Here is a 24,252-nt window from a genome sequence, read left to right on the forward strand (position 1 = left end):
AGGTTGAATCGGCTTATGCTGATTCAACCTTTTATTATATTCGATTATTAAATTTCATACTTAGCAAGTGCTGCATCATCTAGTTCAAATCCTAACCCAGGTTTGTCACTCATGACCAGTTCACCTTGATTATTAGGCTTAACCGTTTCTTTTAAAACAAAGTCACGACGTTCATTCGTCCATGAAGGAGGATCATATGGGAATTCAATATAAGGACAATCACTTATAGCAACACTTAAATGTAAATTCGCTAATAACCCAATGCCATTACTCCACGTGTGAGGTGAGAAGATATGTCCACTGCCTTGGACTAATTCACCAATTTTCTTCACTTGAGTAAGGCCTCCAGCTAGTGCGACATCAGGTTGATAAACATCAAGTGATCCATAATCAGTCATTTCTCTAAAGTCATGCCATCTTCTGTTCATCTCTCCACCAGCAATTCTTATAGAAGTTAATTCTCTAAGCTTTGCCATTCCTTTAAAATCGTGGGCAGGAAGCGGCTCTTCTAACCAAAAAACATTAAGATTTTCAAGTTCTTTAGCAACTTGTAATGCCATTTTTAAATCCCAAGTGCGCTCGGTATCCCAAGGCATTTTCCAACCTTGGTTAGCATCAACCATAATTTCAATTTTGTTACCGACTTGTTTTCGTATTTCTTCAATTACTTTAATGTCATCACGTACGTCCTCATGGTGAAAACGAATTTTCATCGCTTCAAATCCTTCATCAATAAGCTTCTGTGTACGTTTAGCGCGCTCTTTTGGTGAAACAATTTCACCGGTTGAAGCATAAGCTTTTATTTTGTCAGATTTAGCACCTAGTAATTTATAGACTGGTTGTCCAGTCGCTTTCCCTATGAGGTCCCAAAGTGCAAGGTCTAAAGGCCAACAACGTCCATAATGAAAATCAATATTATCTAAAATTTGGTTGTGTCGTTCAATTGCGAAGGGGTCTTGACCAATAAACAAATGCTCATGACCTTCAAAACCTTTCATTAAATCTCCTGACCCAATTCCTGTTATTCCTTGATCAGTGTGAACTTTAACGATCGTTGAAAGAAATTCTTCTCTCGGTTTCGGATCCCATGCAGCTTTAAATGCTGGATTTAACGGCTTTTTGTAATGCTTTGTTTCAATTGAAGTTATTTTCATAATACGCTCCTTCTAACATATTGTCTTCGAATTAAAGTCTTTAGTTCACATTTTGGATTGTTCGAAACATAACAGACTTCATATGTTTACTCAAAAATGAAAAGATGCGAAAAATAGGGAATTATAGTCTTTAAACAATGTGATAAGAAAATTAATGATGTTTTTTTCAAAAATACTCATGATAACTCAATTTAACAACCTGGTTTGATGTTTGTTTAATAAATAAATATTAAGCTATCATAAAAGGCGTGCTAATTTTCAAATAATCATTGGTTGAATGATAAAGGGGGAATTGAGGTCGATGGGGAATTCAGAGTCAACGTTTTGGCGTGTAATTGATTATTTCCAAAACAATATTGATTGGATTTTGGAATTAACAGTCGAGCACGTAGTCTTAGTTGGTTCAGCGATCATTGTTGCGATTTTAATCGGTGTGCCTTTAGGTATATATTTAACGACAAACGAACAATTAGCTAGTACCGTATTAAACATTGCTGGTGTCATTATGACAATACCAAGTATTGCGTTATTCGGAATTATGGTTCCGATCTTTGCTGTAATCAATCAAGGAATTGGTTTCGTCCCAGCATTTGTCGCGTTAATACTATACTCTCAGTTACCTATTATCCGTAATACATACACAGCAATTCATAACGTTAATCCACAGATTCGTGATGCCGCATATGGTGTTGGTATGAATACTTGGCAACGTTTGTTCAAAGTAGAGATCCCGAATACGATTCCGGTTATTATGGCAGGGATAAGAACTGCGGTCGTATTAAATATCGGAATTGGTGTAATTGCTGCATTTATTGGTGCTGGTGGATTAGGTATTTTAATCTCACAAGGTATTACACGTGGTTATCATGAGATGATTATTTCTGGTGCGATTGCGATCTCAATTCTAGGAATAACAGCAGATTTATTTTTAAGGTTTTTACAACGTCTGTTAACGCCAAAGGGGATATCTTAATCTATTAGGTGATTAATATGAAAAGGGGTTGAACGGTTGTGATTCAATATAAAAGCGTGACCAAAATTTATGGTGAAGACGTCACGGCAGTTGATCAAGTTTCTCTAGATGTCAATGAAGGTGAAATAGTCGTTTTATTAGGGCCATCAGGGTGTGGTAAAACAACGTTATTAAGAATGGTTAATGGATTAGAGTCTGTTACTGATGGAGATATTTTATTTAATGGAGAAAGTATTAAAAGTTTAAATGAAATAGAGTTAAGAAGAAAAATAGGTTACGTTATCCAAAGTAATGGTCTGTTTCCTAATATGAATATAGAACAAAATGTAACCGTTGTCCCTACCTTACTTGGTTGGTCAAAAGAAGATAAAAAGAAAAGATTCGAAGAGTTGATGGAGTTAGTAGGGTTGGATGCAGAAGATTACCGTAAACGTTATCCACATGAATTATCAGGTGGACAACAACAAAGAATTGGTGTCATTCGAGCCCTAGCTGCAGATCCGCCAGCGATGCTAATGGACGAGCCATTTGGGGCGTTGGATCCCATTATTCGCGAAAGAGTGCAAGATGAGTTTTTAGCTATTCAACGTGAATTAAATAAGACGATTTTATTTGTTAGTCATGATATTGATGAAGCGATAAAAATGGGAGATAAAATTGCTCTTATGAAAGATGGTCAATTAATGCAATTTGATACACCTAGTCAAATATTGCAAAATCCTGCAAATGATTTTGTTGCACAATTCGTTGGTAAAGACCGCATGGTGAAAAGTTTGACCATTCATCGGATCGAGCAATTAATGGAGCGTTACGAGTTATTAGATTCTTCTATTGAAAAAGGTCAAATTGCGACAGTCTCTAAGTCTTCTAACTTAAGAGATGTATTAAGTTATATTTTAGAAAGCAAACAACAAGCTGTTCATGTTGTTAATGAAAATGATGAAGTAATCGGTCAAGTTGACTTTGCGTTAGTTAATCAATATATGATTGACCTGGCAGAGAAGGATGAGCCCGTTGTAAATCCTTAAGAGGAGGGGAGTGTTTTGGGGAAAAATGTGATTACGTGGACGGTTAGAGTAATCGTCTATCTTGGTTTATTAGCATTTTTTATTTGGGTGTTCAGTAATGAGTATTTAAACCACCTTGTTGAAAACTTTGAAGAGTTTTTAGTGTTGTTGAGACAACATATCCAATTAGTTGCTTTATCATCGTTTTTAGCGATCGCTGTAGCTGTTCCATCTGCAATAATAGTAACGAGACCCAAGTTCCAACGTTTTGAAGGGGTTGTGTCAACTGTCGTTAACTTCGGTTATACCATTCCGAATATGGCCATTTTAGCTTTAATGATGGGGATTATGGGAATTGGCTTTCAAACAGCAGTAGTTGCACTGTTTATTTATTCGATCTTGCCAATTTTCCGAAACACTTTAGCTGGTATTCAGTCTGTGAACAGTAATTTAATAGATTCTGCAAAAGGTATGGGATTCAAACCTTATCAAATTTTGTTTAAAGTAGAATTGCCCAATGCAGCATATTCAATAATTGCTGGTATTCGTACTGCAGTTGTCATAAATATTGGTGCAACGGCATTAGCTTACTTAATTGGTGGTGGAGGTCTAGGTAATTGGATCTTCGTTGGTATTAATGTGTTTGATAATAGTATTTTAATTTCAGGTGCATTACCAATCACCCTTTTAGCGATCACGGTTGACTTATTTTTACGTCTTCTTGAACGTAAGGTTGTACCACGTGGTGCTAGACCTAGTACTAGATAATAAATTGAGGAGGAATCATTATGAAGAAAATGTTAAGTATTATTGCTTTAGTCACTATATTGTTGTTAGCAGCTTGTGGTGGGGACAATGAAAATGAAATTACAGTAGGTGCGAAAAGTTTTACAGAATCTCTACTATTATCTGAGATGACAAAAATCGTCTTAGAGGATGCTGGTTATGAAGTTGACCAACGCTCTGACATGGGAAGTAATGTACTGCGTGAAGCTATTGAGAGTGGACAAGTTGATTTCACATGGGATTATACTGGTACGGGGCTTGTAACCTATTTAGATGAAGAGCCTGTATCGACAGCAGAAGAAGCGTTTGAAGCGGTCCGTGAAATCGATGCAGACAATGGAATTACTTGGATGAACCCAACAGAGGTCAATAATACGTATACGTTAATGGTTCGTCAATCATTTGCTGAAACTGAAGGAGTAGAAAGCTTGTCAGACTTAGCTGAATATGTAAACTCAGGTAATGAGCCAAACGTTGCAGTTAATGATGAGTTCTCAGCTCGTCCAGATGGTTACGGGGCATTAGAAGAGCATTACGATTTTGAACTTCCATCAGCTAATGTAGAGTTAATGGATTTAGGGTTAACGTATGCAGCATTAAGAGATGAAGAAGTAGATATTGCGATGGGCTTTAGCACAGATAGCCGTATTGAGCAGTTTGAATTAATGAATTTAGAAGATGATCAAGACTTCTTCCCAGACTATACTGCTGCAGCTGTTGTTCGCACAGATGTACTTGAAGCTAATGAAGATTTAGCAGATTTAACTGAACCAATGGCTAACGCTTTAGATAGTGAAACGATGATTGAATTGAACTACCAAGTAGATGTTGAAGAAAGAAGTGTACAAGAAGTAGCAGAAGAGTTTTTAATTGATCAAGGTATTATTGATTAATCAAGTTTTTATCTTAAACAGGCAGGTCTAACATTCGTTAGGCCTGTTTTTTTATGGTTACTTATTAATGTTTAGCCTCGCTGTTACATATATTCAAATAAGGAAATTGGACAAGTCACCAAAGGATAAGCATCAAAAATAGGAGATGCTAATGATGTGGCAGTTAATAATGTTTTTTATCGGTTTTGGTTTTACGTGTGTTGGAGCAGTATCAATTATTGGTTATTTGAATTTTTTACCTGTCGGGATGGGATGGTATGATTTTGTGCTTTTTATTTATAAAAGACCAGAGTGCTATTTGCTTCCGCTCGGCTCTTTCATTATGATCTTGGCCATGTATAAAAACCCATTTAGTTCATAAATTAAGAATAAAAATATGTCACTTGGTGATAATGAACATAAACGGATTAACACTTAAAGTGAGGGATGTTAATGATGTACGTTCATGATATTTGGGTGAACTGGTTTGAAGGGGAGGAAAATGGTTATAACGTTTGCCATTTTCATGAGTGGCGCAAAAATGACTCAATTGAGCTGCTCGATCAAGTCCCAGTGGTATATGTAACAAAGGAGCTATTTAACTACATAGAAAACGATATGTCTGATTTACCGAAACCTTTGTTAGAAGCAGTTTATAAACGTGCATACTTAAAGAAACAACATAAGAGAATCTCACTAGAATATGCATTTGTTGCAACAGATGGACACCAAGTGATGGTTATCGACACGTTAGGTTACGATATTCCAGTTAGAAAGAGTCGTGTCATACCAAGACAGGAACGATTAGTACTAGATTTAATTACACACAAACGTCCGTTAGACTTTTCTTATAAACCGAGAAGAGGGAAAAAAGATTATCACATTTTATCATTACAACCAGAATATATGATGGGCTTAACGAGAAAAGAGCGCCAACTTAAGCATTTGCTCATGTTGATGCTTGATCAGTTAAAACAAAGTAAACGTATTGATGAATTACGTTATTGGCTAACCGAATGGCGACCAGAAATGTATCAAGAGATTCAACAAATGACTTTTGAAGAAGGATTTGAATTACTAATTAACGAAGCGTGTGATGGATGGAGTATTCAACATGAAGAAATGTGTGAAAAAATGGCAAAAGGCCAACCATTCTTTGAACGCCTTTGGGAAATGGAACAACAGAAGAAAAATGTGTTGAAAAGATGATGTGAAAGGCCTGTGTGATGTGATCACGCAGGTTTTTTATGTTGAGGAGAGGGTTAATGCTGAATGAGGAAGTGTTAATACCGAATAGAGAAAATAATTACCGAATAGGGAGTGGTTAATACAAAGTCCGGTGGCACCATTTGAAGATTAAATAAAAAGCAGAACTGACCGACAGTTCTGCTTTTAAACTTTACCTTTTCAAATGTACGCGTCCTAATCCCATAGCTTTCTTCGCTTTTTTTAACATTTTGTTAGCGACAAATGAAGCATGATCGGAACCTTCGTCTAAAATGGTATCTAACTCTTCAGATTCATATAATTCATGGTAACGTTTTTGGATTGGTTCTAGTCCTTCAATGACAACGTGAGCTAAGTCTTGTTTAAATTCACCATAACCTTTGCCTTCGAATTTTTGTGTAATTTCTTCAACGGACTCACCAGAGAAGCCAGAGTAGATGTTTAATAAGTTTGTAATACCTGGTTTATTTTCTTGATCGTATTCCACTATGCCTTCTGAGTCAGTAACTGCACTTTTAATTTTCTTTTCAATTTGTTTTGGTTCATCTAGGATGTAGATTGTTGCTTTTTGATTTTCATCTGACTTACTCATTTTACTTGTAGGGTCTTGTAATGACATAATGCGAGCGCCTTGTTCTGGGATGTGTGGTTCTGGAACAGTTAGAATATCATTGTACTTATTGTTAAAGCGCTCTGCTAAATTACGAGTTAGCTCAATGTGCTGTTTTTGGTCCTCGCCGACTGGTACGACATTAGTTGAGTATAATAAAATGTCAGCCGCCATTAATGGTGGATATGTTAATAAACCAGCTGATACGCCGTCTTTACCTGATGATTTGTCTTTGTATTGCGTCATACGTTCTAGCTCACCGACATAAGCAACACACTGTAAAATCCATGCCATTTGTGTGTGGGCTGGAACTTCTGATTGAATAAACAGTGTAGATTTCTTCGGGTCAATACCAACAGCTAAATATAAAGCTGCTAAAGAACGAATTTGATTACGAAGTTTTAAACGATCTTGTGGTACTGTGATTGCATGCTCATCTACAATACAAAAATAGCAGTTATAATCATCTTGTAATTCTGGAAAGCGTCTTAAAGCACCAAGATAGTTTCCAATGGTTAATGAACCACTCGGCTGAATGCCAGAGAATATTGTACTCATCAAATCACCTCAAAATATTTTTTAGTCTGTTCCTTTAACTCAGGTTATTACATCAAGAAGTAAATAAAAAAATCCACTCTTCCCTAAAATAAGGGACGACTGGATTCGCGGTACCACCCTTGTTACCTCAAAATGAGATCACTCAGTGTAAGCTTGTTAACGGTTGCTAACCGGACCATTCAGCTCCAAAGTTCCAATTTCCAACATAACATATTGTCTGTTTCCACTATCCAGACTCTCTGAAAATAGAGGTTATATTGTACTTATACTTTTTCATAGCATTTAATAGAGTATAAATTTACTGCTTTTATTATATGTAATGTTCAATTGTGTTGCAAGTCAATCAACCATTTTGACTAAAAATATTGGACATTCGTTAAAAAGAACTGAAACAATTGTTGGATTTTTTGTTTTTTTATAAGAAATTATTAAAATTTCAACAAATACTGTCAAAAACAGATTATAATAGTAACAGATAGAAAACAACTTGGGGGAATGAAACTATGAAGAAGAGTCGGATCATCATCTCACTAATATTAATTTTAGGACTTGTTCAATTGTTTTCATCAGAATTTGAACTTCATGCAGATGAAACAGAGTCAAAAATGGTCACATTCCATTCTACATATGAAACAGGTCTACAAATTAAGGAATTACCTGACCCAATTCCCCGCTTTACATTTAACTCAGGTTTACACTTTGAGTACCCTGATGCTGTGCGAGGCATTTATGTGACAGGACATTCCGCGGGTGGTTCTCGTTTTGAAGACTTAATTGAGTTTATACACGATACACCGTTAAACTCTATGGTTATTGATGTTAAGGACGATTACGGTAAGATCACGTATAAATTACCGGAAGATTTATATGGACATGAGTTCTCAGAAAGCTATATTAAAGACCCAAGAGCAATGCTTGAACGCCTTGAAGAGGAAGGTATTTACCCAATTGCAAGAGTTGTTGTCTTCAAAGATTCAGAGTTGGCTAAGTCCAAGCCTGAATGGTCATTTGTAGAAGATGGTGAAGTTTGGGTTAATGGACGTGGCGAAGCTTTTGTTAATCCGTTTGTACAAGATGTTTGGGAATATAACATTGACATAGCTAAGCATGCTGTAGAATTAGGTTTCCAAGAAATTCAGCTTGATTACGTTCGTTTCCCTGAAGGATTTGAACATCGTGATGAAGATTTAGACTATACGCGTGGAGACTATGAAGATGCTGGTTTAGATAATGTTAGAGAGCGTGTTACAGCAGTAAATGAGTTTGTTGAGTATTCATATAATGAATTAGAGCCATATGGTGTTGACGTTTCAGTTGATATTTTTGGCTATGCAGCAACTGTTGAAGACGCTCCTGGTATTGGACAAAATTTCTTAGGTATCTCAGAAAATGTGGATGTTATTTCTTCTATGATTTATCCAAGTCATTGGACACCATATTTCGGTATCTCAGAACCAGACCGTGAACCATATAATTTAGTAAATGAATATGCACAAGTTGAGAATGAACTGTTAGCTGAGCTTGATGACCCACCGGTTTCTAGGCCGTGGCTACAAGATTTTACAGCTTCATGGTTATATTCTTCAGGTAATGTGTTTCGTTACGGACCAGATGAAGTAACAGCACAAATCCAAGCGCTTTATGATAACGGTATTTACGAATACTTACTGTGGGACCCAAGTAATAGATATACGAGAGATGCAAACTTTGACCCACGTTAACTCTCTCTTAAAAAGACTTTTGGTTATTTAGCCAAAAGTCTTTTTTTATTGCTTTGAACGTGATCTTTAGCAAATTTCTTATATTTTAATGGATATGGGAGTTTATATGTGTATATTTGAGGGATTATATGGATGAGGCTAAATAGTCACTATAAATCAAACTTAATCTAACTGAGCGTCACTTAATGCCATTTAACAGAATTTCCCCCGTAATCTATAATTAATAATGAAAACGCCATCGTCATTTTATGGTGAAACAACTTAAGAAGGAGTAGATGTATGAACTGGTACGAGAAGTTAAATGAATACTTTCCGGTAGAAGAGATGAAGTCAAAGGAACATATGGAACGATTGTTAAAAGAAAAAAGTGATGTGTACTATAAAGATGAAGGTGAGCACCATGTTATGATGTATGTTGAGTTTGAATCGTTCATTTTTATAGATTATGTATATGTCTCAACGAAAGCACGTGGGCAAGGCCTTGGTCGCAAGTTATTAAACAAGCTTAAAGAGCGTCATAAACCAATAATTTTAGAAGTTGAACCAGTTGATTATGAAGATACTGATACAGAGAAAAGATTACGCTTTTATCAACGTGAAGGGTTTAAACATGCTCAATCAATTGGTTATACACGCCGTTCTTTAGCGACTGATGAAATGAACACGTTAGAAATATTATATTGGTCACCTGATGAAGGGTCTGAAGAAGTTATATATAAACAGATGAAAAAGCTGTACGAACAGATCCATACTTATAAAGATGAAGAAATTTACGGGGAATCCTATCAGCCAGTTGAAGAAGTATTAAGCATTGATCGTAATCGAAAAAGTGATTTATTTGAAGCAATAAAGGATCCAAAAGGTGTTTAAAATATGTTATAATGAAGGGGTTGCTTTTATTAGCAGCCTCTTTCATTTTTAAGCTGATCTCACGTAAGGAGTTTTAGCTATTAAATCCCCTATTTCGACAACAAGCTACTCTAGGAAACATCTCATTTTACTATAATTTTTTAAAATTTTTTATAAAAAATAGGTTTAATATTGGTAATTAAGGGTAAACCAATAATAAGACAGAAATCGATATTGTGAATATTTCATTACAACTAATCTGACGCTCTATTCAACTACATAAAAATGTTGTATAATTAATATAGGTTAGATTAGATTAATTCTAAACTAATATCTTTTTCAATATACTTTGTTTCATGTCTAAAGCCGTTTAAAAGGAGAGTGAATGGCATGGTAACTTTATTTACATCACCAAGCTGTACATCTTGTAGGAAGGCAAGAGCATGGTTGCAAGAACATGAAATTCCATTTGAAGAGCGTAACATTTTCTCAGAGACATTGTCAGCTGATGAGATTAAAGAAATTTTACGCATGACAGAAGATGGTACTGACGAGATCATTTCTAAACGTTCAAAAGTGTTCCAAACACTTGATACAAGTTTAGATCAAATGCCGCTAAAGGATTTAATTGATCTTATTCAAGAAAATCCAGGGCTATTAAGACGCCCAATTATTTTAGATGATAAGCGCCTACAAGTTGGTTACAACGAAGATGAAATTCGTCGTTTCTTACCGAGAAAAGTTCGTTCTTTCCAACTAAAAGAAGCGCAGCGATTAGTTAATTAATTAACAAGTACAATATAAAGAAGCCGAACCACTGTAAATGGGTTCGGCTTTTGTCTATTTTTAATAAGCTGTCTTTTTTCTTGATGAGTAACCAATCAATACAGTTATTAAAATGATAGCTATTGGGAAAACCCAGTGCACAAGCGGCATGTGGATGAGAAAAGGTTGTAATTTGATTTCTTTCAATATGAGCTCTGCACTCGTATAAGCTAATAAAGCAGCCCCAAAGTAAATGATGATTGGGTATTTACTCATAAAGTGTAAAATTAACTTACTACCGAAAATGATAATAGGTACTGATACTAATAATCCGAAGATGATTAAGTACAGGTTCTGGTTTGATGCAGCTGAGATTGCTAACACATTATCAAACCCCATCACGACATCAGCGATTATAATGGTTTTCACAGCGCCGAACATCGTGGCTGATGCAGAAATGTTTTGGTGAGAATCCCCTTTATCTAGTAGTAGCTGGATCGCTATGAAAAATAAAAAGACACCACCAATAAGCTGTACGTAAGGAATCGTTAGTAAGTAAATCGCAATCGTCGCTAATAAGAACCGGAATAGGATGGCAAAGGTTGTCCCAAGAATAATTGCCTTATTTTGTAACGATTTAGGCAGGTTTCGGCTCGCCATGGCAATAACTACTGCATTATCGCCACCTAAGATGAGATCGAGACCAATGATGATGAGTACGGCTTTTAAAATATCCCAATTTATATCAAATAAAATTTCCACTAAAAAACCTCCTTTTTATACGTGACAAATTGTAATATATGTTTTAAAATAGTGGATTAAATACAAAGAAAACATGGCTTGTCCGAAGTTTGCTTAGATGTTATGGCAACGGAGGTTTAACTAGGGCAAACATGGAATTTGTAAAAAGCGAGTCAAAAACATTTTCAATAAAGATCTACCTAACATAAAATATGAACAAGAAGGCTTCTTTATGAAATGATTGAAAGATTTTGATTCAGGGTATTGTAGGTGTAAGGAGTTTTCGGGTAGTCCTTCCCAGCTATTTAATTGCTTATGAGAAGGGAGAGGAGAACAATGGAAATAGAAAGAATTAATGAGAACACGTTAAAATTTTATATATCATACAGTGATATTGAAGAACGCGGTTTTAGTCGCGAAGATATCTGGTACAACCGAGAAAAAGGCGAAGAACTGTTTTGGGAAATGATGGATGAAGTTAACGACCAAGAAGACTTTAGTGTTGATGGTCCATTATGGATTCAAGTTCAAGCGTTAGACAAAGGTCTTGAAATTGTTGTGACTAAAGCTCAAATTTCAAAAGACGGAAATAAATTAGAGTTACCTGATTTAAATGATGATGAAAACGGTCCAGGTGTAACACAGGACTTAGAAAACTTTATGGAACAAAGCTTCCCTAAAGAAGGTTCATCGTCTGAAGAATCAACTCCTAAATCAAAGAAGAAAAGACATTTAGATGATGACTTAACGTTAATGATTAAGTTTAAAGATATTGAAGACGTTATTTCATTAAGCAAATCAATGAAAGACACGCGTTTCGTTGATGATCGTCTATACGCTTATGATAATGAATATTATCTACACATTGGTTTTCCAAATGGCTTCTTAAGCGAAGATGAACAAGAAGACTACATTAGCCAGTTACTAGAATATGGTGAGGAATCAGATAAAACGGTTCATTACCTAGCCGAATATGGCACAGAAGTAGTGGCTAAAAATGCACTTAAACAACTAAGAAAACATTTTAAATAATAAAATGGCAAGCTTGCTCCTTATATGACAAGCTTGTCATTTTTTGTTATGAGGACGGGTGTTTATCAGCACTCGCAAGAATTGACAGCTCTCAAACCAAAATAAATATTTTTTCATCAACCTTCAATAAATTATATAGCTAAAATAAGTAAAGTGTTACAAATATAGAGGGGTTATTATTAGTATCTAAAAATTTCCCAAAATCAACTAGGTTGCAAAAATGTAACATTTTTTGTATTGTAAATTTATATCTCGTATATGATGAAAAAGGGTTTATAAATAACGCTTTATAATAAAGTGTTGGTGCAAGTCCAACTTTCAAAGAGGGATAGAGAAGAGAGGCTTATGTATTATGCTTAAATGGATACAAGTGCTGTTGTTTACAGCGCTAGTTGTTGGGATCGGATATCTCTCATATGTCATTTGGGAAGGTCGGCTTGTTACGACGTTCTCTATTTTTGTGACTCTTTCCGCTATTTTAATTGTATTTATTATATTCATCGAGAATCGTAATCCATCTCAAACGATCAACTGGATATTAATTTTTGCAGCCTTTCCTGTATTAGGTTTTTTCTTCTATATTTTGTTCGGTCGAAATTATACGAAGAGAAAACGCTATGACGAAAAGCAAGAGTTAGATGAGCAAGCTTTTAGCAAGATTGAAGGGCAAAAACCTATTACAAAACAAGACTTGAATCAAATGGGTGACCACCAGAAGATGTTTTTTCGACTTGCCCATGAACTTGGTAATTCACCTGTCTCATTTAACTCAGAAACGAGTGTATTAACGAATGGATCAGAAACTTTTCCTTCCATTTTAGAGGCTCTACGAAAAGCGGAACATCATATCCATATGGAATATTATATAGTGCGTGATGATGAGATTGGTAGTGAAATTAAAGATATTCTAATTGAGAAAGCAAAAGCTGGAGTAGAAGTACGATTTTTGTATGATGCAGTTGGAAGCTGGAAATTGTCACAAGAGTTTAAAGAAGAACTTCGTGAAGCGGGTGTTAGATTTAAAGCATTTGCCCCTGTAAAGTTACCTTTTATCGGTAACCGTATAAACTTCCGTAATCATCGTAAAATTATAGTAGTAGACGGTGAGTTAGGATTTATGGGTGGTTTGAATATCGGTGATGAATATTTAGGGAAAAATGCGTACTTTGGTGAATGGCGAGATACACACTTACATGTCCGAGGGGAAGCTGTTCGTTCACTGCAAATGATCTTTTTACAAGATTGGCATTATGAAACTGGGGAGTCATTGTTGAAACAAGATTATTTGTCACCTGAAATGGTATTAAATGACCATGAAGCTGGCGGTGTACAAATGATTGCTGATGGCCCTGACACGCAGTGGGAGAATATTAAAAAGTTATATTTTTCGATGATTATTTCAGCTAAGAAATCAATTTGGATTGCATCACCTTACTTTATTCCTGAAGATGATATTTTAACTGCGATGAAAGTGGCGAGTTTAAGTGGTGTTGATGTACGTTTGTTAGTTCCGAATGTACCGGATAAACGAATTGTATTCCATGCTTCTCGATCTTATTATCCGGAGTTAATGGATGCAGGAGTTAAAGTGTATGAGTATGGTAAAGGCTTTTTGCACAGCAAAATTGTTGTTGTCGATGAAGAGTTGGCATCAATCGGTACGTCCAATATGGATATGCGCAGCTTTCATCTCAATTTCGAAGTAAACGCGTTTTTGTTTAGAACTAATAGTACGAATAAACTTGTCGAGGATTTTAAAGAAGATTTTAAAGTGTCCCAACCAATTGACCCAGATCAATTCAAACAGCGTTCTATATTTATTCGTGTTGTAGAATCATTGTTTAGACTAATGTCACCGCTGTTGTAGCAGCGGTGATTTTATTAAGATATTATAGGAGTGATGTCTATTGCTAAAGGCTATGAATGACCAAGGAAAAGCAGTCATCTCGTTTAGTCAACCTCGTGAAAAGCTTGAACAACTGAGGCGTGAACATCTGTATTGCCCAAACTGTAAGCAACCAGTCATCTTAAAAGCAGGTGAAGTGAATATTCCCCATTTTGCGCATAGGAGTGACGGGCAATGCCGTCACGGCCAAGGTGAGAATGATGTTCATTTAAAAGGTAAGATGCACCTAGCCAAATGGTTGTTTCAACAAAAACACCCAATCTACCTCGAGTACTTCGTCAAATCCATTCAACAACGAGCTGATATCATAACAAAAGTCGGCAAGTTTTACTACGCAATTGAGTATCAATGCTCTCCAATTGAACCACAAGAGCTATTGAAACGAACTGAAGGGTTTCTTTCCCAACAAATTATCCCGATATGGATTTTCGGTCCATCGTATGAACAACCTTTGAAACAAGAATTCTATAAAGTAAATACAGCTATCAGAACAAGTTTACTAGCATCCCCATATGCAAAAAGTTTAAGATTTTTCACCTATAACCCTAGTAAATTTACGCTTTCTATACACCACCCCTCAACGGTTCACCAAAATTTAGCCTTCTCATCATCAACTACTAAGCCTATTACAACGTTTTCCTTCCAAGATTTATTAATTAACGAGTCAAAAGAGAACCGTGAAAAAGAACAGTGGTTGTTACAAAAAAGACGATTCCGAACGAAACAACGTCAATTTACTTCTGATGAGGAAAAAGAGTATTTACAGTTTCTTTACAACAATCGTTTACACCCTCAATATTTACCTTCTTGTATATACTTACCTGTACAAAATTATCACTTATTTCACACACCTATATATGTATGGCAGACACATTTTATTATGGATGTATTAGATGTAAAAGATGTAGAAGGCTCTTTTACGTGGCAAGATTTATATGACGGTTTAAGTGATTTCTTTTATCCTCGTCTGACTTCAGCTTACCCAAGTTCTGCAATTCACCCACTTTATGATTACACTTTAAAACTAGATCAATTAGGTTATATCAAATGTCATGAAGATGGAACATTTGTGAAGAAGAAAGATGTTCACTATCCAAAAACGTTGGATGAAGCCTTACGGAATGACCGTGAATTGCTTGATCAACTTTTTAATGGTTAAGTAGTTAGGTTTTACAATTACATGAAACTTTTATAAAATAGAGAATAATAAGAAAAAAGTTATTATTAGGAGGTTACATACGTGTCAGTAGCGACAGGTTTAAAAACGAGGGAAGAGGTCCCAACAGAATTAACATGGGATTTGGAAGCGATTTTTTCAACGGATGAAGAATGGGAACAAGCGTTTAAAGATCTACAGCAAGAATTTCCGAAAATCTCAGAGTATAAAGGTCGTATTGCAGAATCTGCAGATAACTTATTAGCAGTATTGAAGCTTGAAGATGAACTACGCATTAGTCTTCAAAAAGTGTTTGTTTATTCGCATATGCGTTCTGACCAAGATACGACAAATAGTAAATATCAAGACCAAGACGCTCGTGCTAAGTCATTAATTACTCAAATGATGAGTGCATTTAGCTTCGTTACTCCAGAAATTTTAGCGATGGAAGATGAGCAAATTGAGAAATTTATTCAAGAGAAAGACGAACTAAAGCATTACGAAAAGACGTTAAAAGACATTATGAAGTCTCGTCCACACGTTTTATCAGAAAAAGAAGAGGCGCTACTAGCTGAAGTCTCAGAAGTGACTTCAACACCAGGTAATGCGTTTAGTATGTTAAATAACGCAGACATCGATTTTCCAACGATTAAAGATGAAAATGAGGAAGAGGTTCAACTATCGCACGGGCGTTATCGTGAGTTTTTAGATTCAAAGGATCGAACTGTCCGTCAACAAGCGTTTGAGAAAATGTATGAAACGTTCGGTCAGTATAAAAATACTTTTTCCGCAACGTTAAGCGGTCAAGTAAAGAAAGCGAACTTTTTTGCCAAAGCGCGTAATTACAACTCGGCTCGTGAAGCGGCTTTAGATAAAAACAATATTCCTGAAAAAGTGTATGATAACTTAGTCGATGCTGTGAATGAACGTCTGTCTTCTTTACATCGCTACATGGATTTAAAGAAGAAAGCTTTAGGTGTAGATGAATTACACATGTACGACATTTATACACCTTTAGTTGACGAGAAAATTAAAGTGACGATTGATGAAGCGAAAGACTATGTATTAAAAGGTTTAGAGCCTTTAGGTGAAGAGTACACGTCAATTGTACAACAAGGTTATGAGGAGCGTTGGATTGACTGGTTAGAGACGAAAGGAAAGCGGAGTGGTGCTTATTCATCAGGGGGCTATTTAACAAACCCATACATTTTAATGAATTGGCAAGACAATGTCGATAATTTGTTTACCCTAGCTCACGAATTAGGTCACTCATTACACAGTTACTATACACGTAAATATCAAGAACCACGTTACGGTGACTATTCAATTTTCGTAGCTGAGGTTGCTTCGACTGCTAATGAAGCACTATTAAATGATTATTTGTTAAAGACATTAGATGAGAAGAAGAAGCGTTTATACTTATTAAACAACTTCTTAGAAGGCTTTAGAGGTACCGTGTTCCGTCAGACGATGTTTGCTGAATTTGAACACGAGATCCACCAACGTGATCAAAATGGTGAAGCGTTAACAGCTGAGAAGCTTACAGAGATTTACTATAACTTGAATAAGAAATATTTCGGAGATGAGGTCCACGTTGATGAAGCTATTGGTTTAGAGTGGGCACGCATTCCGCACTTCTATATGGGTTATTACGTTTATCAATATTCAACCGGCTATTCAGCAGCAACAGCATTAGCTGCGAAAATTTTAGAAGAAGGCGAACCAGCTGTTGAACGTTTCAAAGATTTCTTAAAAGCTGGAAGTAGTGAAGACCCAATCGATGTGCTGAAAAAAGCAGGCGTTGATATGACGACTAAAGCTCCAATTTTAGAAGCGTTAGATGTATTTGAACAAAAATTAGATGAGTTCGAAGCATTATTAAATGAATAACGGATAAAAATCAGTCGGCTACTTTAAGTAGTCGACTGATTTTTGATAATAGCTTATAGGAAAGCGCAAATAGGTCATAAGCTACAAAATTCGACAACGAAACTAAATAAAAAATCCCTCGAGAGCAGCTCTTGAGGGTTAATGAAATCGTCGTGTCGTTCGACTAAAAGAATTTCTCTGTGTAATCGCAGTTATAAACAGAAACAAAACTAAAAATAGAAGTGGAAAAGAGATCCACCTAGGTACTAATTGCATCATACCTAACATATTAAAGAAAAAAGCACCTATAATCAGAATCAACCAAAAGAGAAGTTGGACCATGTGCATCGTTCCCTTCCTTTGATACTCATCATATGGTGCTTTTATTAAAAATATTCTAGTTGTCCTGTTTTATATACTTCCAAAAGGTTCCGTGCTTTACAGGAAAACGCTCTACGTTGCGAGAAAGTTGCAGTTTCTTTAATTCTTTTTCTGTCTTTTCTTCTGACCAGTCAAAGACGACGGATACTTCTTTGGATGCGACAAACTCAAAATGATTTAAGAAATCGATAAGTTCTGGTTTAACTGATGGTCTTGGTTTACGATCCATCACTTCGAAAAATGCACGTATATAAGTGTCATAATTATAAAGTCCACAAACTTTCAATCCGTCTTCTTCTTTCTCACGATTGAACATGACCATTGCTGGTGTTTGTTCAACTTCCATCTCTCTAGCAACATGTATGTCGCATTTAAGAGCTTTCTTTGCTGTTTTGGAATGTAAGTCTTTCTTAAACTCCTCTACATCCAAATTGACTTTTTCAGCAACCTCGATTAGCACGTCTTCATCTGAAATGTTTTGTCTGTCTAAAAATAAATATTCGCGTAATTTACGTAAATACTTTGTACCTAAACGCTGGCCTTGAAGTTCAGCTGCTTTAATCGCCAAAGACGTTAAAATTGGTGATGATACGGCATTCGATTCAAATCCATCGTCACAGTTCATCCCTGTACGTCTAGAAACTTTGTGCCAGGAGGTATGGCTTTTCGTTCTGTTTAAAGTTGGGATGTTCATTTCAGTTGATTTTCCTGTGACAATCGTGCGTAATTTAAAATAGCATCCGTATTCCATCGCTAGCTTTTTTATAAAAGGTTCAAAAGACCAACAGTCCGGGCAAAGCGGATCGACAAATAAATATATTTCTACTGGTTTATTTAGTAAGTTACAAAAGTCAACTTGGGAATTATCATTCGATGCAAGATTGTTCATAACATCTGCTGTTTGATCCATCACATCGATTTCCCCTTTCAAACAATTTACTCCGGTGTGTTCATCATATGGTTAGCGGTCATCGTTAGCCTTTCGAAAATAGAGCTTCTGTAAGGCTCTTCAATTTCTGCTTCATCTAATGCTTCTGCCATACAATCTAACCAAGCATCACGACGTGTTGGTGTAATTTGAAATGGCATGTGTCTAGCTCTAAGCATAGGATGACCATGCTCTTGAATATATAGTTGTGGTCCACCGAAAAATTGTGTTAAAAATTGTTTTTGTTTTCTTCTCGTTTCGGTTAGATCATCTGGAAAGATCGGAATGAGATCTGGATGTTCGGCTACACGTTTGTAAAATGCATCTACTAAACGTTCAACAGCCTCTTCGCCTCCAATTGCTTCATAAATGTTTGCTTGTGAATGTGCCATATATATTCCTCTCTCTCTTTGTTCTATATTGTAGCAACCTCGAAGCATAGTATCAATTAATATGAATAGGGAAATGCTGTTAACAAGGAAACTTCCGCTCATTGCGCGATGTTGTACAGGGTGTTATTTTTTTACAGTTGCAAAGAAACGTGCGATTTTATTTGAAGTTTCTCGTTTTTCTATTTTGAATTTCTTCAATAGTTCTGAAAAAAGTCGTTTACCATATTCATAGTCATACACTTCAAGTTCAAGCTCATAGTCTTCGGTTTGATTATATTGACTATGATCTAAAACAATTATATATTGATCGTTTTTCTCTTCGAAGCGGTTTGTTTGTAATGCGCCTTTGTATGAAAGTTGATCACCAGTTACACCAATTTCGTTTAATTGTTTATTGATGTTTGGTGGTAGATTAATATCATCTTGAAGCCATTGGTCGAACTGTTCTGCTGACAAGACGTCGTGTGTTTCTAACAAACCGTTTTCAACAGGTTGTTTTAAAGTGGCAATGTATTCACCATTTTTTTCACGAATTCTAAGTGCAGCACGTTTAGAACGCAATTCAAAGTCATTAGTTTCAAAATAATAGTTAATCTGTTGTTTAATTTCCGAAGAATCTTTAATATAATGCACAGCTAAACGTTCATATTCTTCTTTTGTTAGTAAGTTTTTAAATTCAATTTCAATTTCTTGCATTGTCTCACCTCTTGCTAAACTCATTCTCATTATGAAGGATAAATTTGTTAGATTCAACGATTATGACAGTCTGGAAATTATGGTACAATGGGTTTAGTGTAAAGACATCATGTGAAAGTGGGGGGAGAACCGTTTGAAATGGGATATCTTTTTAGCACCATACAGTCAAGCAGTAGATGAATTAAAGATTAAACTAAAAGGAATGCGTAAACAATTTGATTACGAGTCTCGACATTCTCCCATTGAGTTTGTCACAGGTCGAGTGAAACCAATTACTAGTATTGTTGATAAAGCTAAAAGACGAGACATTCCGATCCCTAAAATCGAACAAGAAGTACAAGATATAGCAGGCTTACGAGTCGTATGTCCTTTCGTCGATGACATTTATGAAGTTGTTGACATGATTCGGGCACGACAAGATTTTGAAATAGTAGAAGAGAAAGATTATATAGAAAAAAATAAAGAAAGTGGCTACCGCTCTTATCACGTCATTATTTCATATCCGGTTGAAACGATTCACGGTGAGAAGCGGATTTTAGCTGAAGTTCAAATTCGTACATTAGCAATGAATTTCTGGGCGATTAATGAACACTCGTTAAATTATAAATATTCTGGTCAAATGCCTACAGATGTAACACAACGGTTGAAAAATGCTGCTGAAGCCGCATTTCGCCTAGATGAAGAAATGTCGAAAATTAGAAAAGAAATACGTGATGCACAAGAATTTTTCCGACGAAAAAAAGATTAGCGTTTTAGACTCGATAAAGGTGGGGTTGAAGTGAAGTTTGCAGTACAGTGCCGAGGCGACCAAGCTTCCAAAGAAATTAAATCAAAATTTAAAAGTTATTTGTCCGAATTTAAGATGGAGTATAACGAAGAAGAGCCCGACTTAGTCATTTCAGTTGGTGGCGATGGAACATTGTTAGAAGCGTTTCACCGTTATGTCCACAGACTGAATGAGACAGCGTTCATCGGTGTACATACAGGGCACTTAGGGTTTTATGCGGATTGGGTACCAGAAGAGCTGGAAAAGTTAATCATTGAAATTGCAAGAACGCCATTCCAAGTCGTTGAGTATCCGCTATTAGAATTAACGATTAGACCTGAAGAATATGATGAAGAACATTGTTACTTAGCGTTAAATGAGATTTCCGTTAAAACGGCTGAGGGTTCTGTCGTATTAGATGTTGAGATTAAAGGTGAGCATTTCGAAACGTTCCGTGGTGATGGGTTATGTATTTCTACCCCATCAGGTTCTACAGCTTACAACAAAGCCTTAGGTGGAGCAATTATTCACCCGTCACTTGAAGCTTTCCAAATTACTGAGATGGCTTCAATTAACAATCGTGTGTTCCGTACAGTCGGCTCACCACTTATTTTGCCAAAACATCATACAGCGGTCATGAAACCGAAAAGTGACAGAACGTTTTTAATTACGATTGATCATTTAACGATGAACTTTAACCATGTGCATAGCATTCAATGCCGTGTCGCAAAAGAACGTGTTCGTTTTGCACGTTTCCGTCCGTTCCCGTTTTGGAAACGCGTGCACGATTCATTTATTTCTAATGAAAGAACTGAATTTTAGGTGTGAAATTCAAATGAACATTTCATGGTCTATTACTAGAAAACATCATCAGTGGCTCGTACGTGACTATTTACTGCACGTGCGAGCTTTTTCTAATCGATTATTAAAAGAAGTGAAAAAAGAAGGAGCCATTTTAATAAATGGCGAATCGGTTACGGTAAGAAAGGAAATAGTTTCCGGCGATGTTTTAACCGTTCAGTTTCCAGCTGAAAAAAGAAGTGATGCAGTCGAACCAAAATATATGCCTCTTCAAGTTGTGTATGAAGATGACTACTTACTCATTGTGAATAAACGAAGAGGATTGGCTGTCTCACCGAATATGAATGACTTGAAAGAATCTACGCTAGCTAATGGTGTGTTGCATTATTTTGATACTCAATCGATTAATGCGACTTACCATGTTGTCACTCGTTTAGACCGCTTTACATCAGGATTAGTGATCATCGCTAAAAACCGTTACATCCATCATTTATTACAACAACATGAGATTAAAAGATGGTATGAAGCGTTTGTAACTGGTCAATTAGAGCAACCAAGTGGAACGATTGATTTGCCGATTGCACGTAACTTGCCTTCGATCATTGAGCGCAAAGTAAGTGATAAAGGAAAGCGAGCCGTTACGCATTACCGTGTAAAACGGGAAATCGCGCAAGGCTCGCAAGTTGAAGTGGAACTTGAAACTGGTCGAACACATCAAATACGCGTTCACTTTGCACATATAGGCCATCCGTTAATCGGTGATGACTTATATGGTGGATATCATCATCAGTTAACAGGACAAGCATTACATTGCGGGTGGATTACGTTTCAACATCCGATTCATAATAAAACAGTTCATGCTTATGCGAACAAGCCAAATGAATTGAAACGGTTAACTTAGTCGTCTGTTTCAAACATGTATTCTTTCTTCCTTGATTGTATATTCAGCACAAGGCCAATGGCAGCCATGTAAACGAGTAATGACGTACCACCGTAACTTAAGAAAGGTAGTGGAAGTCCGGTTAGAGGTAAGAGCTGAATAGACATGCCGATATTTTGGAAGATTTGATAAGAGAACATACCGACGAAACCTACAGCTAAGTACGTACCGAATGGGTCACGACAAACGAGTGCAATTTGAATCATTCGATAAATCATTAAAAAGAACAAAATAATAACGACGCTTGATCCGATAAAGCCGAATTGTTCAGCAATAGCAGTAAAAATCATGTCTGTATGGCGTTCAGGAATGTAAAGTTCAAAATTACCAATCCCTTTACCTGATAACTCACCTGAGCCGATGACTAACATTGAACGAATCACTTGCATGGCGGAACTTTGTTCATATAAATGAGGGTCTTGCCATGCTTGAATACGATGAATCGCATGTCCGAATGGCGTATATTCATTGATAATGTCGATAAACTGTTCAGTGTATAAAAGGTACATCGCTGCAAGTGAAGCGCCAATTAAAGTAAAAATACCTAATATAACTAAAATAACTCGCCAACGAATACCAGAAATTAAAATTAAAAAGCCCATAATCGACATAATAACTAACGAAGATCCTAAGTCAGGCTGCATCGCTATTAATGCGAACGGCGGTAATGTTAACGCAACAATTTTTCCTAACAGCAATAAATCATATTGTAAATCTTTATGCGTCCACTTTTCATTATGTGACGTAATAACATGTGCTAGGGCAATGACGAGAAACACTTTCATGAACTCTGATGGCTGTATAGAACCAATAGGTAAGTCATACCAACGAGTCGCTCCTAGTCGTGTGTCGCCCCAAACAAAGAGACCAGCTAGCATTAAGATTCCTAATATGTACACTGGCCAAGCAAGTTTGCGGTAACGATCAAAATCAAGAATCATAATTAACGCAATTCCAATTGTCCCTACTAGAAACCATATTAATTGCTGTAAATAGAAGTTATTATTGGCTAAATAACCTGGCAAATGAGGTTGTAATGTATATAACGTAAAACAGCTAATCGCAACTAAAGCTGTCATTATAAATATGAGAAATGTATCGAGTTTTTTTTCGTTTACAGTGTTGTCCATGGATATACTCCTTTAAAGTAATCATCTATTCTATTTTCGTGCATTTCAGTTAGTTCGTCAATGTGAACTCGTTAACAGTTTATGAAAGTTTTCAATTAATCTATAGAAAACAATTGTATCTGTCGTCAATTTTATATAAAATAGTAGTAGGTACTAATAACAAATCATAATTTCTATGACTGACTAGGAGGTCAATCAAATGAATTTTTCATTAGAAGGTAAAACATATGTTGTAATGGGTGTAGCGAACAGACGTAGTATTGCTTGGGGGATTGCTCAAGCGTTACACGATGCAGGTGCACGTCTAATTTTCACTTATGCCAATGAACGTTTTGAGAAGCCTGTTCGTGATTTAGCAGAAACACTAGATCGTGATGACTCTCTATTTTATGAGTGTGATGTAACAGATGATGATGCGATCAATACAACATTCGAAAATATTAAGAATGATGTAGGTGTCATTCATGGATTAGCGCACTGTATTGCATTTGCAAACCGTGATGAACTTAAAGGCGAATTCATTGACACATCACGTGATGGCTTCTTACTAGCGCATAACATTAGTGCATTCTCATTAGCGGCAGTATCTCGTGCTGCTAAAGATGTTATGACAGAAGGCGGAAGCATCGTGACACTAACTTATTTAGGTGGCGAGCGTGTTGTTGAGAACTACAATGTTATGGGAGTCGCAAAAGCAAGCTTAGATGCAACGATGAAATATGGAGCGAATGATTTAGGTAAGTATGGCATTCGTGTTAACGCGATTTCAGCTGGTCCAATCCGTACGTTATCAGCTAAAGGTGTTGGCGACTTTAACTCCATTCTACAAGAAATCGCTGATCGTGCACCATTACGTAAGCCGGTTACACAAGAGGAAGTGGGCGATGTCGCATACTTCTTAATGAGTGACCTATCACGTGGAATGACAGGTGAAATTTTACACGTTGATAGCGGTTATAGTATTTTAGGTCGATAAGATCTTTCAAAAGGTA

25 protein-coding genes and 1 other annotated feature are annotated in these 24,252 nt (G+C 36.3%); of the genes, 17 read left to right on the plus strand and 8 right to left on the minus strand.

Features of this window, described 5'->3' with window-relative positions; translation table 11 throughout:
* Positions 1 to 47: 47 nt before the first annotated feature.
* Positions 48 to 1,154 carry a mandelate racemase/muconate lactonizing enzyme family protein gene (locus tag J2R98_RS07870; RefSeq protein ID WP_307067762.1) on the minus strand — a complete coding sequence of 369 codons (1,107 nt, stop codon included), beginning with the start codon at positions 1,152 to 1,154 and terminating at the stop codon, positions 48 to 50.
* A 301-nt stretch (positions 1,155 to 1,455) separates the two neighbouring features.
* On the opposite strand from J2R98_RS07870, the gene J2R98_RS07875 reads away from it, so the two are divergent.
* From J2R98_RS07875 to J2R98_RS07900, 6 genes are all read left to right on the plus strand, one after another.
* Complete coding sequence (locus tag J2R98_RS07875) at positions 1,456 to 2,127, plus strand: ABC transporter permease (RefSeq protein ID WP_307067764.1); 672 nt, start codon at positions 1,456 to 1,458, stop codon at positions 2,125 to 2,127.
* 38 nt (positions 2,128 to 2,165) lie between these two features.
* A complete protein-coding gene (locus J2R98_RS07880) occupies positions 2,166 to 3,155 on the plus strand; it encodes an ABC transporter ATP-binding protein (protein WP_307067766.1) in 990 nt (329 codons plus the stop codon).
* 15 nt (positions 3,156 to 3,170) lie between these two features.
* Positions 3,171 to 3,902 (plus strand): ABC transporter permease, encoded by a 732-nt coding sequence (locus J2R98_RS07885; protein ID WP_307067768.1) that lies wholly within the window; start codon positions 3,171 to 3,173, stop codon positions 3,900 to 3,902.
* A 20-nt stretch (positions 3,903 to 3,922) separates the two neighbouring features.
* The gene (locus J2R98_RS07890) at positions 3,923 to 4,813 is read left to right on the plus strand and encodes a glycine betaine ABC transporter substrate-binding protein (RefSeq protein WP_307067770.1); all 891 of its coding nucleotides are present in this window, start codon (positions 3,923 to 3,925) and stop codon (positions 4,811 to 4,813) included.
* 154 nt (positions 4,814 to 4,967) lie between these two features.
* Positions 4,968 to 5,174: a YuzI family membrane protein gene (locus J2R98_RS07895; protein WP_017185424.1), complete on the plus strand. Its 207-nt coding sequence runs from the start codon at positions 4,968 to 4,970 to the stop codon at positions 5,172 to 5,174.
* A gap of 71 nt (positions 5,175 to 5,245) precedes the next feature.
* Complete coding sequence (locus J2R98_RS07900; protein ID WP_307067772.1) at positions 5,246 to 6,001, plus strand: DUF3603 family protein; 756 nt, start codon at positions 5,246 to 5,248, stop codon at positions 5,999 to 6,001.
* Positions 6,002 to 6,191: 190 nt separating this feature from the next.
* Here J2R98_RS07900 and trpS read toward each other — a convergent pair whose 3' ends face one another.
* Complete coding sequence (gene trpS / locus J2R98_RS07905) at positions 6,192 to 7,187, minus strand: tryptophan--tRNA ligase (RefSeq protein WP_307067774.1); 996 nt, start codon at positions 7,185 to 7,187, stop codon at positions 6,192 to 6,194.
* 88 nt (positions 7,188 to 7,275) lie between these two features.
* Positions 7,276 to 7,473: a binding site (T-box leader), on the minus strand.
* 217 nt (positions 7,474 to 7,690) lie between these two features.
* Between trpS and J2R98_RS07910 the strand changes: the two genes are divergently transcribed.
* The 3 genes from J2R98_RS07910 (at position 7,691) to spxA (ending at position 10,543) form a co-directional block, all read left to right on the plus strand.
* Positions 7,691 to 8,908 (plus strand): putative glycoside hydrolase, encoded by a 1,218-nt coding sequence (locus J2R98_RS07910; RefSeq protein WP_307067776.1) that lies wholly within the window; start codon positions 7,691 to 7,693, stop codon positions 8,906 to 8,908.
* Positions 8,909 to 9,187: 279 nt separating this feature from the next.
* Entirely contained in the window at positions 9,188 to 9,778 is a 591-nt protein-coding gene (locus J2R98_RS07915; RefSeq protein WP_307067778.1) for a GNAT family N-acetyltransferase, read from the plus strand.
* 369 nt (positions 9,779 to 10,147) lie between these two features.
* On the plus strand, positions 10,148 to 10,543 hold the full coding sequence (gene spxA, locus J2R98_RS07920; RefSeq protein ID WP_017184984.1) for a transcriptional regulator SpxA: 396 nt from the start codon (positions 10,148 to 10,150) through the stop codon (positions 10,541 to 10,543).
* Between the two features lie 60 nt (positions 10,544 to 10,603).
* Here spxA and J2R98_RS07925 read toward each other — a convergent pair whose 3' ends face one another.
* Positions 10,604 to 11,284, minus strand: coding sequence for a TerC family protein (locus J2R98_RS07925; protein ID WP_307067781.1), 681 nt, complete (start codon positions 11,282 to 11,284; stop codon positions 10,604 to 10,606).
* A 315-nt stretch (positions 11,285 to 11,599) separates the two neighbouring features.
* Here J2R98_RS07925 and mecA point away from each other — a divergent pair, with 315 nt between their 5' ends.
* The 4 genes from mecA (at position 11,600) to pepF (ending at position 17,247) form a co-directional block, all read left to right on the plus strand.
* On the plus strand, positions 11,600 to 12,295 hold the full coding sequence (gene mecA / locus J2R98_RS07930) for an adaptor protein MecA (protein WP_307067783.1): 696 nt from the start codon (positions 11,600 to 11,602) through the stop codon (positions 12,293 to 12,295).
* Between the two features lie 352 nt (positions 12,296 to 12,647).
* Positions 12,648 to 14,162 (plus strand): cardiolipin synthase, encoded by a 1,515-nt coding sequence (gene cls, locus J2R98_RS07935; RefSeq protein WP_307067785.1) that lies wholly within the window; start codon positions 12,648 to 12,650, stop codon positions 14,160 to 14,162.
* Positions 14,163 to 14,202: 40 nt separating this feature from the next.
* Entirely contained in the window at positions 14,203 to 15,360 is a 1,158-nt protein-coding gene (locus J2R98_RS07940) for a competence protein CoiA (RefSeq protein WP_307067786.1), read from the plus strand.
* Between the two features lie 81 nt (positions 15,361 to 15,441).
* Positions 15,442 to 17,247, plus strand: coding sequence for an oligoendopeptidase F (gene pepF / locus J2R98_RS07945; RefSeq protein WP_307067788.1), 1,806 nt, complete (start codon positions 15,442 to 15,444; stop codon positions 17,245 to 17,247).
* Positions 17,248 to 17,385: 138 nt separating this feature from the next.
* Here the strand turns inward: pepF and J2R98_RS14585 are convergent, their stop codons facing one another.
* The 4 genes from J2R98_RS14585 to J2R98_RS07960 all read right to left on the minus strand — a co-directional run bounded on the left by J2R98_RS14585 (position 17,386) and on the right by J2R98_RS07960 (position 19,623).
* A complete protein-coding gene (locus J2R98_RS14585; protein ID WP_503128523.1) occupies positions 17,386 to 17,574 on the minus strand; it encodes a hypothetical protein in 189 nt (62 codons plus the stop codon).
* Between the two features lie 49 nt (positions 17,575 to 17,623).
* Positions 17,624 to 18,538, minus strand: coding sequence for a ClpXP adapter SpxH family protein (locus J2R98_RS07950; protein WP_307067790.1), 915 nt, complete (start codon positions 18,536 to 18,538; stop codon positions 17,624 to 17,626).
* 5 nt (positions 18,539 to 18,543) lie between these two features.
* Positions 18,544 to 18,927 (minus strand): globin domain-containing protein, encoded by a 384-nt coding sequence (locus J2R98_RS07955; RefSeq protein WP_307067792.1) that lies wholly within the window; start codon positions 18,925 to 18,927, stop codon positions 18,544 to 18,546.
* Positions 18,928 to 19,050: 123 nt separating this feature from the next.
* Entirely contained in the window at positions 19,051 to 19,623 is a 573-nt protein-coding gene (locus tag J2R98_RS07960; RefSeq protein ID WP_307067794.1) for a CYTH domain-containing protein, read from the minus strand.
* A 133-nt stretch (positions 19,624 to 19,756) separates the two neighbouring features.
* Here J2R98_RS07960 and yjbM point away from each other — a divergent pair, with 133 nt between their 5' ends.
* The 3 genes from yjbM to J2R98_RS07975 are packed head-to-tail and all read left to right on the plus strand — an operon-like array spanning position 19,757 to position 22,091.
* Positions 19,757 to 20,371: a GTP diphosphokinase gene (yjbM, locus tag J2R98_RS07965; RefSeq protein ID WP_307067796.1), complete on the plus strand. Its 615-nt coding sequence runs from the start codon at positions 19,757 to 19,759 to the stop codon at positions 20,369 to 20,371.
* A gap of 30 nt (positions 20,372 to 20,401) precedes the next feature.
* Positions 20,402 to 21,211, plus strand: coding sequence for an NAD kinase (locus J2R98_RS07970; RefSeq protein WP_017184994.1), 810 nt, complete (start codon positions 20,402 to 20,404; stop codon positions 21,209 to 21,211).
* A gap of 13 nt (positions 21,212 to 21,224) precedes the next feature.
* A complete protein-coding gene (locus J2R98_RS07975) occupies positions 21,225 to 22,091 on the plus strand; it encodes an RluA family pseudouridine synthase (protein ID WP_307067798.1) in 867 nt (288 codons plus the stop codon).
* On the opposite strand, the gene J2R98_RS07980 is transcribed toward J2R98_RS07975, so the two are convergent.
* On the minus strand, positions 22,088 to 23,260 hold the full coding sequence (locus J2R98_RS07980; RefSeq protein WP_307067800.1) for an FtsW/RodA/SpoVE family cell cycle protein: 1,173 nt from the start codon (positions 23,258 to 23,260) through the stop codon (positions 22,088 to 22,090). The genes J2R98_RS07975 and J2R98_RS07980 overlap by 4 nt on opposite strands.
* 199 nt (positions 23,261 to 23,459) lie before the next feature.
* Between J2R98_RS07980 and fabI the strand changes: the two genes are divergently transcribed.
* On the plus strand, positions 23,460 to 24,236 hold the full coding sequence (gene fabI, locus J2R98_RS07985; RefSeq protein WP_307067802.1) for an enoyl-ACP reductase FabI: 777 nt from the start codon (positions 23,460 to 23,462) through the stop codon (positions 24,234 to 24,236).
* Positions 24,237 to 24,252: the final 16 nt, after the last annotated feature.

The organism is Alkalibacillus filiformis, from assembly GCF_030814115.1.
Classification (GTDB): Bacteria; Bacillota; Bacilli; order Bacillales; family Alkalibacillaceae; genus Alkalibacillus; species Alkalibacillus filiformis.

Bases quoted from the DNA above. Each gene is read 5' to 3' on its own strand.
- J2R98_RS07870 (WP_307067762.1), bottom strand. From the start codon at position 1,154: ATGAAAATAACTTCAATTGAAACAAAGCATTACAAAAAGCCGTTAAAT.
- J2R98_RS07875 (WP_307067764.1), top strand. From the start codon at position 1,456: ATGGGGAATTCAGAGTCAACGTTTTGGCGTGTAATTGATTATTTCCAA.
- J2R98_RS07890 (WP_307067770.1), top strand. From the start codon at position 3,923: ATGAAGAAAATGTTAAGTATTATTGCTTTAGTCACTATATTGTTGTTA.
- J2R98_RS07895 (WP_017185424.1), top strand. From the start codon at position 4,968: ATGTGGCAGTTAATAATGTTTTTTATCGGTTTTGGTTTTACGTGTGTT.
- J2R98_RS07900 (WP_307067772.1), top strand. From the start codon at position 5,246: ATGATGTACGTTCATGATATTTGGGTGAACTGGTTTGAAGGGGAGGAA.
- trpS (WP_307067774.1), bottom strand. From the start codon at position 7,187: ATGAGTACAATATTCTCTGGCATTCAGCCGAGTGGTTCATTAACCATT.
- J2R98_RS07910 (WP_307067776.1), top strand. From the start codon at position 7,691: ATGAAGAAGAGTCGGATCATCATCTCACTAATATTAATTTTAGGACTT.
- J2R98_RS07915 (WP_307067778.1), top strand. From the start codon at position 9,188: ATGAACTGGTACGAGAAGTTAAATGAATACTTTCCGGTAGAAGAGATG.
- spxA (WP_017184984.1), top strand. From the start codon at position 10,148: ATGGTAACTTTATTTACATCACCAAGCTGTACATCTTGTAGGAAGGCA.
- mecA (WP_307067783.1), top strand. From the start codon at position 11,600: ATGGAAATAGAAAGAATTAATGAGAACACGTTAAAATTTTATATATCA.
- cls (WP_307067785.1), top strand. From the start codon at position 12,648: ATGCTTAAATGGATACAAGTGCTGTTGTTTACAGCGCTAGTTGTTGGG.
- J2R98_RS14585 (WP_503128523.1), bottom strand. From the start codon at position 17,574: ATGCACATGGTCCAACTTCTCTTTTGGTTGATTCTGATTATAGGTGCT.
- J2R98_RS07955 (WP_307067792.1), bottom strand. From the start codon at position 18,927: ATGGCACATTCACAAGCAAACATTTATGAAGCAATTGGAGGCGAAGAG.
- J2R98_RS07960 (WP_307067794.1), bottom strand. From the start codon at position 19,623: ATGCAAGAAATTGAAATTGAATTTAAAAACTTACTAACAAAAGAAGAA.
- J2R98_RS07975 (WP_307067798.1), top strand. From the start codon at position 21,225: ATGAACATTTCATGGTCTATTACTAGAAAACATCATCAGTGGCTCGTA.
- J2R98_RS07980 (WP_307067800.1), bottom strand. From the start codon at position 23,260: ATGGACAACACTGTAAACGAAAAAAAACTCGATACATTTCTCATATTT.
- fabI (WP_307067802.1), top strand. From the start codon at position 23,460: ATGAATTTTTCATTAGAAGGTAAAACATATGTTGTAATGGGTGTAGCG.